The 14,100-nt window shown below is 55.8% G+C and carries 13 protein-coding genes; 6 read left to right on the top strand and 7 right to left on the bottom strand.

Features of this window, described 5'->3' with window-relative positions; all coding sequences use genetic code 11:
• Positions 1-86: 86 nt before the first annotated feature.
• Together ttrR and ttrS are read right to left on the bottom strand one after the other, a co-directional pair.
• Positions 87-689, bottom strand: a complete 603-nt coding sequence (ttrR, locus tag ACERJC_RS05855; RefSeq protein ID WP_373671243.1) for a tetrathionate respiration response regulator TtrR — start codon at positions 687-689, stop codon at positions 87-89.
• Positions 664-2,436: a tetrathionate respiration histidine kinase TtrS gene (gene ttrS, locus ACERJC_RS05850; protein WP_373671242.1), complete on the bottom strand. Its 1,773-nt coding sequence runs from the start codon at positions 2,434-2,436 to the stop codon at positions 664-666. The genes ttrR and ttrS overlap by 26 nt, the downstream gene beginning before the upstream one ends.
• A gap of 178 nt (positions 2,437-2,614) precedes the next feature.
• On the opposite strand from ttrS, the gene ttrB reads away from it, so the two are divergent.
• Genes ttrB through ttrA form a run of 3 tightly spaced genes read left to right on the top strand, consistent with a single transcriptional unit; the run spans position 2,615 to position 7,429 of the window.
• Positions 2,615-3,343: a tetrathionate reductase subunit TtrB gene (ttrB, locus tag ACERJC_RS05845; protein ID WP_373671241.1), complete on the top strand. Its 729-nt coding sequence runs from the start codon at positions 2,615-2,617 to the stop codon at positions 3,341-3,343.
• Positions 3,343-4,365, top strand: coding sequence for a tetrathionate reductase subunit TtrC (ttrC, locus tag ACERJC_RS05840; protein ID WP_373671240.1), 1,023 nt, complete (start codon positions 3,343-3,345; stop codon positions 4,363-4,365). The genes ttrB and ttrC overlap by 1 nt, the downstream gene beginning before the upstream one ends.
• Positions 4,358-7,429, top strand: coding sequence for a tetrathionate reductase subunit TtrA (ttrA, locus tag ACERJC_RS05835; protein WP_373671239.1), 3,072 nt, complete (start codon positions 4,358-4,360; stop codon positions 7,427-7,429). The genes ttrC and ttrA overlap by 8 nt, the downstream gene beginning before the upstream one ends.
• A gap of 88 nt (positions 7,430-7,517) precedes the next feature.
• On the opposite strand, the gene ACERJC_RS05830 is transcribed toward ttrA, so the two are convergent.
• The 3 genes from ACERJC_RS05830 to ACERJC_RS05820 are packed head-to-tail and all read right to left on the bottom strand — an operon-like array spanning position 7,518 to position 10,035.
• Positions 7,518-8,330, bottom strand: a complete 813-nt coding sequence (locus ACERJC_RS05830) for a MetQ/NlpA family ABC transporter substrate-binding protein (RefSeq protein ID WP_046480434.1) — start codon at positions 8,328-8,330, stop codon at positions 7,518-7,520.
• A gap of 21 nt (positions 8,331-8,351) precedes the next feature.
• A complete protein-coding gene (locus tag ACERJC_RS05825) occupies positions 8,352-9,020 on the bottom strand; it encodes a methionine ABC transporter permease (protein ID WP_042319288.1) in 669 nt (222 codons plus the stop codon).
• A complete protein-coding gene (locus ACERJC_RS05820; protein ID WP_373671238.1) occupies positions 9,013-10,035 on the bottom strand; it encodes a methionine ABC transporter ATP-binding protein in 1,023 nt (340 codons plus the stop codon). Before ACERJC_RS05820 ends, ACERJC_RS05825 begins: the two co-directional genes overlap by 8 nt.
• A gap of 285 nt (positions 10,036-10,320) precedes the next feature.
• On the opposite strand from ACERJC_RS05820, the gene ynhH reads away from it, so the two are divergent.
• From ynhH to lpp, 3 genes are all read left to right on the top strand, one after another.
• Positions 10,321-10,551: a protein YnhH gene (gene ynhH, locus ACERJC_RS25500; protein WP_442548511.1), complete on the top strand. Its 231-nt coding sequence runs from the start codon at positions 10,321-10,323 to the stop codon at positions 10,549-10,551.
• A gap of 7 nt (positions 10,552-10,558) precedes the next feature.
• Entirely contained in the window at positions 10,559-11,971 is a 1,413-nt protein-coding gene (gene pykF, locus ACERJC_RS05815) for a pyruvate kinase PykF (RefSeq protein WP_152404873.1), read from the top strand.
• 309 nt (positions 11,972-12,280) lie between these two features.
• Complete coding sequence (gene lpp / locus ACERJC_RS05810) at positions 12,281-12,517, top strand: murein lipoprotein Lpp (protein WP_001082307.1); 237 nt, start codon at positions 12,281-12,283, stop codon at positions 12,515-12,517.
• 68 nt (positions 12,518-12,585) lie between these two features.
• Here the strand turns inward: lpp and ldtE are convergent, their stop codons facing one another.
• Both ldtE and sufE read right to left on the bottom strand, forming a co-directional pair.
• Positions 12,586-13,581: a L,D-transpeptidase LdtE gene (ldtE, locus tag ACERJC_RS05805; RefSeq protein WP_373671237.1), complete on the bottom strand. Its 996-nt coding sequence runs from the start codon at positions 13,579-13,581 to the stop codon at positions 12,586-12,588.
• 98 nt (positions 13,582-13,679) lie between these two features.
• Complete coding sequence (gene sufE / locus ACERJC_RS05800; protein ID WP_152404875.1) at positions 13,680-14,096, bottom strand: cysteine desulfuration protein SufE; 417 nt, start codon at positions 14,094-14,096, stop codon at positions 13,680-13,682.
• Between the last annotated feature and the right edge of the window lie 4 nt (positions 14,097-14,100).

Genomic DNA, 14,100 nt, shown 5'->3' with positions numbered 1-14,100 from the left:
TCTCATTGCAGGTCCAGATAAACAGCATATATCACTCTGAATGGGATGACAAAAAACAAAGAAAATCAAAGAAATAACCCACGGTACTATTCAACGCCTTGCGTTTCTTTTAACCGCTGCCATTTGTTGACCAGTTCCGCCAGATTTGCCGCCTGCATCTTTTCCATCACTCTGGCGCGATGTACCTCCACCGTGCGTACCGCGATGTTCATCACCTGCGCTATCTCGCGGTTCATCAGTCCCTTAACGACTAACCCGGCCAACTCTCGTTCTTTGGCCGTGAGCGCCCGGTAGCAGATGGCGATCTGTTGCCGGGCAACGGACTGCGCGGAAACCACCAGCGCATGCTCCAGCGCCGTTTGCAGCGGTTTTACACTGACCGGCTTTTGCAGGAAATCTACCGCGCCGTGTTTCATCTGTTCGACGGCCATCGGTACATCGCCATGCCCGGTGAGAAACACCACGGCCAGCGTACTTTCGCGCTGACGCAAGGCCTCATGGACGTTCTTGCCGTCCATTGTCGGCATCCGCATGTCCAGAAGCAGCACGCCCGTCTGGTACAAATCAGCCTGTTCAAGAAAAACAGCCCCTTCTTCCCAGCACGTGACCGGGTAGCCCAGGCTCTCCAGTAGAAAGGCGCAGGCATCGGTGACCGCCACATCATCATCCAGTAAATGAATCATTGCCATTGCCGCCCTTTTCCTCCCGTTGTGTAAAATCCAGTCTCACCGCCACGCCGGGCAGTCCGTCAGGCGCGGTCTGATTGCACAGACCGATCTCCCCCTGACCGTAACGCACCAGCCGTTGGCAGATAACTAACCCCAGTCCCATGCCCTCTTTCCGGCTGGTCATAAAGGGCTGAAAGACCTGATGCAGCAAGGCATCGTCAATGCCGCCGCCATTATCCTGCAACGTCACGCGCACGCCATGTGGCAAATATGAAGCATTAATCCACAGCGCGGTGGCCCCCGCCTGCGCCGCATTGAGGATCAGATTGGCCAATACCTGCTCCAGCAACACCGGCGGTAACGAAATCGTCAGTGCGCGATCGATACTGCTGTGTAAGGTTAACCTCGGAAACTGCTGCGCCATACGCAACAACTGCCAGACATGATGAACCGCCTCATGAATGCTGATGTCCTCCCATTCTTCCGTGCGGGTCGGGCTTCCCTGGGCCTGACTCACCCAGCGCCGCAGATTACGCAGCGTATCTGCCCCGCGCTGCGCCTGTTGATCGATATGCTCCAGCGCTGGCAATAACGCATGCGCCGGATCCTGCGACTGCAGGCGAATCAGGCAGCCCTGTGCATAATGGCGGATTGCCGAAAGCGGTTGATTCAGTTCGTGCGCAAACCCGGAGGTCATTTCGCCGAGGACGCTCATTTGCCTGGCTGTTTCCAGCGCCAGTTCCTGCTGGCGCAGCTGGACGCCGTTGCGTTCAAGCTGTTTACCCCGACGACGTACCAGCAGCATGACCCAGATGTAGTTCAGGGTCAGCAACAACAGGGTAAGCGCTGTCCCGCCCATCAGCCACTGATGCTGTATCAGCCAGCTTTTCACATCCAGCCACAAACGCCGCTGCTGCGGATGCTGCTGTACGTCGCGCAGCAACGACTCCACCTGACTGGTCGACGCCGGCGCTCCCCAGTGAAACGCCGCGGTGTCTGGCGCCGCCAGCAGCGCGCGGGTGACGCGATCGGCCAGCGCATCGCTCACCGCAGGCAACGCGGCGAATGACCAGTCGGGATAGAGCGGCGTGCTGGCTAAACAGGCGATGTCTCCGGGACGGTTGAGCACCGCGACGTAGTCGGCTTTATCAACCAGTCCCTCTTCGTCCATTTTTTCCAGCAGGCAGACCGGGACAATCACGGCCTGTACCGCTTTTTCACGGAGTAAGTAGAGAAGCGCATCGGCCGGAAAACCGGTAAAACGCAGGTTGAGGTCGCGCTCGGGGCGCAGACCGGCGTCGCTCAGCGCTTTATATCCCAGCAGGTAGCCGCCGAACGCCTGGGGATCGATGGCCCCCACCGTTTTACCGATCAAATCGTGCGCGCCGGTGATACCGCTGTCGCGCCGGGTAAGGATCGCACTGCCAATGACGTTGCCCGTTCCACGTGCGGAGCGTAAAGACGCCAGCCAGCGCAGCGGCGAACGACTGTTCAACTGCACAAACTGCGCCGGGTTGGTCACCACAAATTGTACGCTTCCGTTGTTCACCGCCGCCTGCATCTGGTGCAGATCCAGCGGCAGGATGTGGAACTGTTCTCCGGGAAGCTGTTGGTTAAGCAGGGTTTCCAGCGGCTGCCAGTGACTGCGGGTGGAGACGTCTCCACGCATCGCCAGGATCCCGATATTCCAGGAGCCCGCCAGCGCAGCGCCACTGAACATTAAGGCCGACGCCAGTAGCGTCAGCCCCTTCACCGTTTTACGTCTCACGCCATTATCCCTGTTGATTATGTTGTTTTAGATCAACAACCCGCCGGGTATGTGGTTAACCACAATAGAGCGGCCCCACCCCGATTTTTACACTGTAAATCATCGACATTCTTTATTCATCACACGCAAACCAACGGCGTGACAAATGTTTCGTTGTTGCCTTGAGACGGGAGAAAAAATGGACAGCAGTAAACGGCAGTTTCTCCAGCAACTGGGCGTCCTGACCGCAGGCGCGTCGCTGGTTCCGCTGGCGCAGGCAAAGTTTCCTTTTTCACCTGAACGCCACGGCGGTTCCACACAGCAGCGTTACGCGATGCTTGTCGATCTGCGCCGCTGTATCGGCTGTCAGGCCTGCACCGTCAGCTGTGCGATTGAAAACCAGACGCCACAGGGTGAATTCCGTACCCATGTGAATCAGTATCAGGTCCAGGTGGCGGATGAAGTGACCAACGTGCTGCTACCGCGTCTGTGTAACCACTGCGACAATCCGCCCTGCGTACCGGTTTGCCCGGTACAGGCCACATTTCAACGCGAGGACGGCATCGTCGTGGTCGATAACACCCGCTGCGTCGGTTGCGCCTACTGCGTGCAGGCCTGCCCCTACGATGCGCGCTTTATCAATCATGAAACACAGACCGCCGATAAATGTACGTTTTGCGTCCACCGTCTGGAGGCCGGGCTTCTCCCCGCCTGCGTGGAGTCCTGCGTGGGCGGCGCGCGCATCATCGGCGACATCCGCGATCCGCAAAGCCGGATTTCGCAATTGATCCGCACCCATCACGACGCCATCAACGTACTGAAACCGGAAAATGACACCGCACCCCATGTTTTCTATCTGGGGCTGGATGAGGCGTTTGTTACCCCGTTGATGGGTCGCGCGCAACCCGCGCTCTGGCAGGAGGTATGATGATGCACCCCTTAATCATTGAAGAAGTGCTGGCCCGTCCACAGGCGGTGAGCTGGCTTCCCTGGGCGGTACAGTACTTCTTTTTTATCGGCATTGCCGCCTGTGGGGCGCTGTTTGGTTGCGTGCTGCACTGGCGTAAAAAGGCCAATCCGACGCTGGAAAGCCTGACGCTGCTGATTGCCCTGACCTGTGCCATTACCGCCCCGCTGGCGCTGACCGCCGATCTCCACCAGACGGCCCGCGTCTGGCATTTTTACGCGTATCCTACACCGTGGTCGTGGATGCCATGGGGCGCACTGTTTTTACCGCTGTTCACCGCGTTCCTCGGACTCTGGTTTATGGCGCAGGTTTATAAACAACTTACCGGAAAAAGTTACGCCGTCACGAAGTGGTTCGCCGTTGCCAGCGCGCTCGCCGCGACGGGACTGTTGCTTTATACCGGACGCGAAGTGTCCGTGGTTCAGGCTCGCCCTGTCTGGTTCAGCTACGCCTTTGTGCTGGTGATGTTCCTGAGCGCACTACAGACCTTCCTGGCCCTGTTAATCGTCGGGATACGTGATGATTTCCTGTCACAAAAGCGGCTCGCCCTCGGACAACTGCTGACGCTGCTCGTCCTCGCAATCGTCATCGTTTTCTGGGGCAGCGGCAATACGCTTTCCGGTACGGCAATCCGTCAGTGGCTGGCAATCTCTGCAACGGCCCGCCATTACGCCTTTGGCTTACTGACATTCTGGCTGGTTTCACTCCTTTTCAGTGCTGTTGCCCTGCGTCGTCCGCTGTCATTACCGCTGCGCAGCCTGCTGGCGCTGAGCGCGATGGCGCTGTGCTGGTTCCTGCGCTGGACTCTGCTGATTCAGGGGCAGACGCTGCCGAAATTCAACGCCCAGTTCAACCCGTACACCCTGCCCGCCGGTACCGACGGCTGGCTTGCCATCCTCGGCACCTTCGGCCTGTGGGTAGCACTGCTTATTATTGTTCGCGAGAGCGTGAACGGACTCGCTAGGAGATTGCAACATGGCTAATTTAACCCGTCGTCAGTGGCTCAAAGTTGGCCTGGCCGTTGGTGGTATGGCGACGTTCGCCCTCAGCTATCGTGACGTGGCGAAGCGCGCCATTGATGGCTTAAAAAACGGCACCTCCGGTAAAATCACCCGCGATCGTATCGTGGGGAATGCGCTTACCCCTGAAGCCAGCGCGCACCCGCGCTGGCAGCAGAATACGCAGCAAACCATTGCCATGACCCAGTGTTTCGGCTGCTGGACACAGTGTGGCATCAGGGTGCGCGTCGATCGGCAAACCAACCGGGCGCTGCGCATTGCCGGCAATCCGTATCATCCCCTTTCTCATGAACATCATGTTGATGCGTCGGTCCCCTTCAGCACGGCAATGGCGCAACTGGCGGGCGAGAACGGTCTTGATGCCCGCTCGACGGCCTGCGCCAGGGGCGCAACACAACTGGAAGGACTGTACAGTCCGCTACGCATTCTTGAGCCGATGAAGCGCGTGGGCAAACGCGGTGAAGGCAAATGGCAGCGCATCAGCTTTGAACAACTGATCAATGAGGTGGTGGACGGCGGCGATCTGTTTGGCGAAGGTCACGTCGACGGCCTGCGCGCCATTTACGCTCCAACGACGCCGATTGATCCGCAGCACCCTGGATTCGGACCTCAATCTAATCAACTTCTGGTCACCAATACCAGCGACGATGGGCGAGACACCTTTTTGCGCCGTTTTGCCCTCAACAGTTTTGGCAGCAAAAATTTTGGCGCGCACGGATCCTATTGTGGCCTGGCCTATCGCGCGGGTTCCGGCGCGCTGATGGGCGACCTTGATAAAAACACCCACGTGAAACCCGACTGGGATAACGTGGAGTTCGCGCTGTTTATGGGGACGTCACCCGCCCAGTCCGGCAACCCATTTAAGCGCCAGGCCAGACAGCTTTCCAGCGCACGCCTGCGCGATGACTTCAGCTATGTGGTCGTCGCCCCGGCGCTGCCGTTAACCACCGTGCTGGCTGACGACCATGGTCACTGGTTACCGGTGATCCCCGGCAGCGACTCCGCGCTGGCGATGGCGATGATCCGCTGGATTATCGAAAACCAACGCTACAACGCCGATTATCTGGCGCAGCCCGACGTACAGGCGATGCAGCACGCGGACGAGAAGAGCTGGACCAACGCCACGCATCTGGTGATCACAGACGATCTTCCCGAACTGGCCGGACAGCACCTGACGCGCGCCCATCTGGACGCCGCCGCCGCCAGCGACCCACTGGTCGTGAATGAGAACAACGAACTGGTCCCCGCCCGTGATTGCCTGCGCGCTACGCTGTTTGTCACGCGTCAGGTAACGCTTGCCGACGGACGCAGCGTGACGGTAAAAAGCAGTTTCCAGTGTCTGAAAGAGTCGGCGGAAAAAATGACGCTTGCCCAGTACAGCCAACTGTGCGGCGTTGCGGAGAACAAAATCATCGCGCTGGCGGACGCTTTTACCCGTCATGGACGAAAAGCGGCGGTCATCACCCACGGCGGGATGATGGCGGGAAATGGCTTTTACAATGCGTGGGCGGTGATGATGCTGAACGCGCTGATCGGTAACCTCAGTCTGGAAGGTGGCGTCTTTGTTGGCGGCGGGAAATTCAACGGCGCAACGGACGGCCCGCGCTACAACATGGCGGATTTTCCGGGCAAAGTGAAGCCCAAAGGGCTGAGCATCGCGCGAAGCAAAACGGCGTATGAATCCTCCGAAGAGTATCGCGACAACCTCGCCGCCGGGCGTTCTCCCTTCCCGGCCAAAGCGCCATGGTATCCGTTTGTCGCCGGTCAGTTAACCGAATTGTTGAGTTCCGCGCTGGAGGGGTATCCGTACCCCCTCAAGGCGTGGATCTCCAACATGACCAATCCCTTATATGGCATCCCCGGTCTGCGCGCCGTTGCCGAAGAAAAACTGAAAGATCCGGCGCGATTACCGCTGTTTATTGCTATCGACGCCTATATGAATGAGACCACCGCCCTTGCGGATTACATCGTGCCGGACACGCATAACTTCGAAAGCTGGGGGTTCAGCGCGCCGTGGGCTGGCGTCGCCAGTAAAGCCACCACGGCACGCTGGCCGATTGTCGACCCTGCCACCGCCACAACCGCCGACGGTCAGCCCGTTTCGATGGAGGCATTCTGCATTGCCGTCGCAAAGAAATTGCATCTGCCGGGATTTGGCGACAATGCGATTTCCGACAGTGAGGGAAACCGCTATCCGCTCAATCGCGCGGAAGACTACTATCTGCGTGTTGCCGCCAATATCGCGTTTATGGGAAAAGCCCCGGTCGCCGAAGCGGTGGCAGAAGACATTGACCTTACGGGCGTGAGCCGCATTATGCCCGTCATTCAGCAGACGCTGAAAGCGGAGGAAGTCCGTCGGGTGGCATTTATCTACTCACGCGGTGGACGTTTCGCGTCAGATAAAAGTGGGCGAGCCGAAAACAGGGTCGGTAACGCGTGGGAAAAGCCGCTGCAAATCTGGAATGCCGAGGTAGCCGCCCACCGCCATGCGATCACCGGCGAACGCTACAGCGGCTGTCCGGCATGGTATCCGGCAAGACTGTCTGACGGGCGTTCGGTGGACGACCTGTTCCCGCTAACACAGTGGCCGCTCAGGCTTATCTCGTTTAAGTCCAATACCATGGCCAGCGCATCGGCGGTGATCCCGCGGTTACATCACGTCAAACCGGTCAACCTGGTCGCGCTGAACCCACACGACGGGCAGCGTTTTGGGCTGGCACATGGCGACACGGTACGGATCACCACGCCGGGTGGGCAGGTTGAAGCGCAAATCAGTTTGCTGCACGGCGTAATGCCAGGGGTCATTGCTATCGAGCACGGCTACGGACATCGGGAGATGGGCGGCGCACAGCACACGCTCGACGGTGTACCGCTACCGTTTGATGCGAACGTGAAGTCGGGGATTAACCTGAACGATCTGGGCTTTGCCGATCCGACACGAAAAGTGAGCAATACCTGGCTGGACTGGGTATCCGGCTCCGCGGTACGTCAGGGGTTGCCGGCAAGAGTTGAGCGACTGCAAGGCTAATGCCGGATGGCAACGTTCGCGCGTTTTATCCGGCCTACAGGACGTCGTAGGCCGGGTCAGGCGAAGCCGCCACCCGGCAGAAAACGGATCAGTTATTCACCGGGATGACCGCGCCTTTGTATTTGGTGCGGATCCAGTCCTGAATCTCTTTTGAGTGCAGGACGTCAACCAGCGCGACAATATCCTTTTTCTTCTCATCGCCACGATGAACGGTAATGATGTTGGCATATGGGTTGTTCTCACCGCTTTCCACGGCGATCGGATCGTGTACCGGATCCAGACCGGCGTCGATGGCGTAGTTGGCGTTAATCACCACCGCATCACCTTCATCGTTGTTGTACATCTGCGGCAGCAGCGCGGCTTCAACGTTAGGCAGGAACTTCAGCTTCTTCGGGTTTTCCACGATGTCGCTGATACGCGCGCTGACTTTATCCACGCCCGGCTTCAGTTTAATCACGCCCTCTTTCTCGAAGATAGACAGGATGCGCCCTTCTTCCGACACCGCATCACGCATGATGATTTTGCCGCCTTCCGGCAGATCCTTCAGCGATTTGACCTTTTTCGAATAAATGCCGATAGGTTCAATGTGGATTGCCCCCGCACTGACGAAATCGTAGGTTTTATCCCCGGCATGATCTTTCAGCACGCTGTTCAGATAGGGAATATGCTGGAAGTAGTTGGCGTCAATTTCACGGCCCGCCAGCGCGGTGTTTGGCAGGATGTAGTCCTGGAACGGTTTAATCTCCAGATCGATCCCCTGTTTCGCCAGAATCGGTTTGGCCTGCTCAAGAATTTCGGCATGCGGCACGTTGGACGCGCCCACGGTCAGCGTGTCCGCCCAGGAGGCGAAGCTCAGGGCACTTAAGGTGGCTGCTGCGAGAAGTGTCAGTGATTTTTTCATGATAATGGTTTCCGTATTTTATTAGCGTTTATCTAACAGAGAAGTGATCACATCGCCGCAGAACTGGATAATGAAGACAATAACCAGAATGGTCACCGTCGCCACCAGCGTGACGTCGTTGTGGTTGCGCTGGAATCCTTCCAGATAAGCCAGATTCCCTAAACCACCTGCCCCGATCACCCCGGCCATCGCGCTGTAACTGACCAGCGCAATCAGCGTCACGGTGATACCGGACACCAGAGCGGGTGACGATTCAGGTAACAAAACCCGAAAAATTAAGGTGCTGAGACGAGCGCCCATAGAACGCGTCGCTTCAATGACGCCCTTATCCACTTCACGCAGGGCTATCTCAACCAGACGTGCATAGAATGGCGCAGCACCGACAATCAGCGCCGGTAATGCGGCGTTGGCGCCAAGAATGGTGCCGACCAGCGCTTTGGTAAACGGGATCAGCAGGACTATCAAAATGATGAACGGGATCGAGCGGAAGATGTTCACCACCAGAGAAATGCCGCTGTACAGCGCGCGGTTCTGGAACAGTCCACCGCGGGCGGTCAGGAACAGCGCCAGTCCGAGGATGATACCGAGCACAAAGGTGGCGACGCCGGAGAGCGCGGTCATATAGAGCGTCTCCTGGGTGGCCGCAAAAAGTTGATCCCATTTCAGATGGGGAAACAGTTCCTCAGCCATGTTGAATCACCTCACCGTCAATGCCGCTTTTTTGCAGATCGTCCAGAATGTTATTGAGTTGCTCTTGTGAAGCCACCACGTGCAGCCACAGTTGACCGAACACGCCGTGCGCCGTCTGGGTCATTTTGCCGTGCAGGATATTTAATGGCAGGCCGTAGCGAAGCGTGAGTTCACCAACGATCGGCTGATGCGTATTGTGACCCGTAAACGTTAACTTAATCACCGTGCCGCCCAGTTCGCGCGCCAGCTGCAAATCAAATGCCTCTTCGTCAGCATACTGCCCCACCTGGCGGACAAACTGGCGAGTAATCGGCTGTTGCGGATGGGTGAAAACGCTCAACACGTCGCCTTCTTCCACTACCTGACCGTTTTCCATCACCGCCACGCGATCGCAGATTTTGCGCACCACGTGCATTTCATGGGTGATCAGCACGATCGTCAACTGGAAGCGACGATTGATGTCGAGCAGCAGTTCAAGAATTTGATCGGTCGTCTGGGGATCCAGCGCTGATGTGGCTTCGTCACACAACAACACATCCGGGCTGTTCGCCAGCGCCCGCGCAATCCCCACGCGCTGTTTTTGTCCGCCGCTCAACTGTGACGGATACGCATTTTCGCGCCCCGTCAGCCCCACCAGCTCAATCAGTTCCGCCACGCGCGCCTGAATTTTCGCCTTCGGCGCGCCAGCGATTTGCATGGAAAAGGCGATGTTTTCGCGCACGGTGCGCGACCACAGCAGATTGAAATGCTGAAATACCATACTGATTTTCAGGCGCGCCTGGCGCAGCGATTCGCCGCGGGCGGCGGAAATCTCGTGACCGTTGATGGTCACGCTGCCCGCCGTCGGCTTTTCCAGCCCGTTAAGCAGACGAATCAGGGTGCTTTTCCCGGCACCGCTGTAGCCAATGATCCCGTAAATCTGCCCCTGCTCCACGGTCAAATTGACGTCATCAACCGCGGTAATGGATAGCCGGCCTGGCGTAAACACTTTTGTAATATTTTTCAGGACAATCATGTCGTTTGGGTATCCGCTGCTGCTTATTGTTATCCTGCCAGCGCTTTCAGCTATTTAGCAGTATGGATGTCCAAACGAGTGTAATCAGGGTGATTTAGATTTGAAATGATTTAAAAGTCATTTGATATAACGCTAAGGAATAAGTCTGGTTGCGCAACAGTGCCTGGTTTTTGCGTTTGCGCAATTGGCAGACACGACTTGTTTAATAACAATTTGTTGTGTAACTGCCTGGATGTATTCTGAAACACTGTTTCCATTTTCCTTTTGCGTAAATTTCAGCGTATAATGCGTGACAATTGTCACTTGAATGGTTTCAGCACATTGACCTGTCATACTCAGAGACTACAAAACGTCCCTTTTTGTCGGGCTGAAATACGAGCACACATTCCTCTGCACGCTCTATCGATGTCACCTATCCTTAGTGCGAGGCATCACAACTTTCGTAATACAGGTTTAACTTCCAGGCAGGGCGTCCCGGAAGTCGGCTTTCCATATCCTTCTCAACTTAAAGACTAAGACTGTCATGAAAAAGACGAAAATTGTTTGCACCATCGGTCCGAAAACCGAATCTGAAGAGATGTTAACCAAAATGCTGGACGCGGGCATGAACGTCATGCGTCTGAACTTCTCTCACGGTGATTATGCAGAACACGGTCAGCGTATCCAGAACCTGCGCAACGTGATGAGTAAAACCGGCAAAAAAGCCGCAATCCTGCTCGACACCAAAGGTCCGGAAATCCGTACCATTAAACTGGAAGGCGGCAACGACGTTTCCCTGAAAGCAGGTCAAACTTTTACGTTCACCACGGACAAATCCGTCGTTGGTAACAACGAAATCGTGGCGGTCACCTACGAAGGTTTCACCTCCGATCTGTCTGTCGGTAACACCGTACTGGTCGACGATGGTCTGATCGGTATGGAAGTCACCGCGATCGAAGGCAACAAAGTGATCTGTAAAGTGCTGAACAACGGCGACCTCGGCGAAAACAAAGGCGTTAACCTGCCTGGCGTCTCTATCGCCCTGCCGGCGCTGGCTGAAAAAGACAAACAGGATCTGATTTTTGGTTGCGAACAAGGCGTTGACTTTGTTGCGGCGTCCTTTATCCGTAAGCGCTCTGACGTAGTTGAAATCCGTGAGCATCTGAAAGCGCACGGCGGCGAGAAGATCCAGATCATCTCCAAAATTGAAAACCAGGAAGGCCTGAACAACTTCGACGAAATCCTCGAAGCCTCTGACGGTATCATGGTCGCGCGTGGCGACCTGGGCGTTGAAATCCCGGTTGAAGAAGTTATCTTCGCGCAGAAGATGATGATCGAAAAATGTATCCGCGCACGTAAAGTCGTTATCACGGCTACGCAGATGCTGGATTCAATGATCAAAAACCCGCGTCCGACGCGTGCTGAAGCAGGCGACGTGGCGAACGCCATCCTCGATGGCACCGATGCGGTTATGCTGTCTGGCGAATCCGCAAAAGGCAAATACCCGCTGGAAGCCGTCACCATTATGGCGACCATCTGTGAACGCACCGACCGCGTGATGACCAGCCGTCTGGACTTCAACAACGACAGCCGCAAACTGCGCATCACCGAAGCCGTCTGCCGCGGTGCAGTGGAAACGGCTGAAAAACTGGAAGCGCCGCTGATCGTCGTTGCCACTCAGGGCGGTAAATCTGCTCGCGCAGTGCGTAAATACTTCCCGGACGCGACTATTCTCGCACTGACCACCAACGAAGTGACTGCTCGTCAGCTGGTACTGTGCAAAGGCGTTGTGCCTCATCTGGTGAAAGAAATCGCCTCTACCGATGATTTCTACCGTCTGGGTAAAGACGTTGCTCAACAGAGCGGTCTGGCGCAGAAAGGCGACGTTGTGGTGATGGTTTCCGGTGCTCTGGTACCGAGCGGCACCACTAACACGGCATCTGTTCACGTACTGTAATAATTCCCGTGTGAATTAATTCGATTAAAAAAGCGCCCTCGTGGCGCTTTTTTTATTTTTCCAATAGCTACTATTAATAAAAAAGCAAATCGGATTGAGCTATCTAATTACAGATTATCTAAGACGAATCCGATGGAAGCCGCCTGTTTTCACTCAGTTTTTTAGCCGTTTTTGCACATTTCGATGCTTCTTTGAGCGAACGATCAAAAATAAGCGCCTTCTCATCAAAAAAATATTCTCAACATAAAAAACTTTGTGTAATACTTGTAACGCTACATGGAGATTAACTCAATCTAGAGGGTATTAATAATGAATCGTACTAAACTGGTACTGGGCGCGGTAATCCTGGGTTCTACTCTGCTGGCTGGTTGCTCCAGCAACGCTAAAATCGATCAGCTGTCTTCTGACGTTCAGACTCTGAACGCTAAAGTTGACCAGCTGAGCAACGACGTGAACGCAATGCGTTCCGACGTTCAGGCTGCTAAAGACGACGCAGCTCGCGCTAACCAGCGTCTGGACAACCAGGCTACTAAATACCGTAAGTAATAGTACCTGTGTAATAGAAATGGCGCACATTGTGCGCCATTTTTTTTGCCTCTCGTTTTAGCTTCCCACTACTGCGTCTGCATCTCTTCCTGTACTGAACCGTTCTGCGCTGACTGAACAGTCGGTGTTGCCACAACGGCTGGCGTTTGCCCGGCGGACACGGCCACCGGATATCCCGCCCGGCGATACAGCGCTTTCTCTACCAGACCGTCATCCACCTCTTTCGTCGCCTTAAACTGGCTGAACCCGGCTGGCAGCACATACGGCATCGTCTGCACGTTTTGCTCTTCTTCCGGCGACAGCGGTCGATGAACCTCAACGTAGCGCAGGCCGTTCGGCTCTACGGAATATTTCACCGGCTCGTTAATCACTTTCACCGGCGTTCCTGGTCTGACCTGAGAGAACAGCGCTTTGATGTCCGGGGCGTTCATCCGGATACACCCGGAACTGACGCGCAGACCGACGCTGTCAGGCTGGCTGGTGCCATGAATGAGATACTCGCCATTACCGTGCGCCAGACGCAGTGCAAAGAGCCCCAGCGGGTTATTGGGTCCAGCGGGGACCACCGGCGGTAACGTAACGCCACGCTCCAGAGAGCGCTTACGAATACCTGCTGTCGGCGTCCAGGTGGGATTTGGGATTTTCTGCCCAACGCGGGTTTCCATCACCGGCGTTTCCAGTCCCTGCAAGCCGATACCGATCGGATACACCTGGACGATATTTTCTCCAGGCGGATAGTAATACAACCGCAGTTCAGCCAGATTGACAATAATACCTTCACGCGGCGCATCGGGCAGCAGAAGCTGTGACGGGATCGTGACCAGCGTGCCCGGCTTTGGCACAGGAGCAATGGTATTATTCGCCTCCAGAATGAGCATGGCGGCAGTATCAAAACGACGGGCAATCGCCTGAAGGTTTTTATCGCCTTCCTGCACCGTGTACGTTTGATTCTGCCCAACAAGACGACTGCCTGCTGGCGGTAAGGGATAATCTACCGCCCAGGCGGCCGGTAAGGCGCTGTAAGCGCCGATAAGCATTAGAGTAATAAGAGACGCGCGTTTCATACCCAACCTCCTGTATTCACTGGCATGGCCAGAATGCTGATAATCCTGTAAGACAGCCTGGCTGCCTTACCTAACAGGATGAAAGCTGTCTATTGAGTTTAGCTAAGAGTTGCTGCTTTGGTACGGATCGCGCGAATCATCGCTTCCAGACCCTGTGAACGAGACGGGGTGAGATGCTGCGCGAGCGCCATTTGTTCAAACCACGGTCGCACATCAAAATTCACGATATCCTGAGCCGTCATCTGGTGATACAGAATGAAGACGACCGCAATCAGTCCTTTCACAATGGCAGCATCACTGTCGCCCTGCAGTTCAATAACGCCTTGCGCATTCTGGCGCATCACTATCCAGACCTGACTCTGACATCCCTGAATCGTATTTTCAGGGCAGCGATCCGCGGCGGATATCTCCGGCAGTCGCTGTCCCAGTTCAATGATGTACAGATACTTCTCTTCCCAATTAGCGCAACGCTGAAAATTACGCAACAATTTTTCTTTATCCGGCAGCGCGGCCATAGTG

The sequence above is a fragment of the Citrobacter telavivensis genome, from assembly GCF_041807075.1.
GTDB lineage: Bacteria > Pseudomonadota > Gammaproteobacteria > Enterobacterales > Enterobacteriaceae > Citrobacter_A > Citrobacter_A telavivensis.
Note: the sequence above shows the minus strand (reverse complement) of the source record. Positions and strands in the feature narration are given on the sequence as shown.

Excerpts from the sequence above, each read along its gene's own strand:
- ACERJC_RS05830 (WP_046480434.1), bottom strand. The coding sequence starts at position 8,330 with ATGAAAAAATCACTGACACTTCTCGCAGCAGCCACCTTAAGTGCCCTG.
- sufE (WP_152404875.1), bottom strand. The coding sequence starts at position 14,096 with ATGGCCGCGCTGCCGGATAAAGAAAAATTGTTGCGTAATTTTCAGCGT.
- ttrA (WP_373671239.1), top strand. The coding sequence starts at position 4,358 with ATGGCTAATTTAACCCGTCGTCAGTGGCTCAAAGTTGGCCTGGCCGTT.
- ACERJC_RS05825 (WP_042319288.1), bottom strand. The coding sequence starts at position 9,020 with ATGGCTGAGGAACTGTTTCCCCATCTGAAATGGGATCAACTTTTTGCG.
- ttrR (WP_373671243.1), bottom strand. The coding sequence starts at position 689 with ATGGCAATGATTCATTTACTGGATGATGATGTGGCGGTCACCGATGCC.
- lpp (WP_001082307.1), top strand. The coding sequence starts at position 12,281 with ATGAATCGTACTAAACTGGTACTGGGCGCGGTAATCCTGGGTTCTACT.
- ldtE (WP_373671237.1), bottom strand. The coding sequence starts at position 13,581 with ATGAAACGCGCGTCTCTTATTACTCTAATGCTTATCGGCGCTTACAGC.
- pykF (WP_152404873.1), top strand. The coding sequence starts at position 10,559 with ATGAAAAAGACGAAAATTGTTTGCACCATCGGTCCGAAAACCGAATCT.
- ACERJC_RS05820 (WP_373671238.1), bottom strand. The coding sequence starts at position 10,035 with ATGATTGTCCTGAAAAATATTACAAAAGTGTTTACGCCAGGCCGGCTA.
- ynhH (WP_442548511.1), top strand. The coding sequence starts at position 10,321 with ATGCGTGACAATTGTCACTTGAATGGTTTCAGCACATTGACCTGTCAT.
- ttrB (WP_373671241.1), top strand. The coding sequence starts at position 2,615 with ATGGACAGCAGTAAACGGCAGTTTCTCCAGCAACTGGGCGTCCTGACC.
- ttrC (WP_373671240.1), top strand. The coding sequence starts at position 3,343 with ATGATGCACCCCTTAATCATTGAAGAAGTGCTGGCCCGTCCACAGGCG.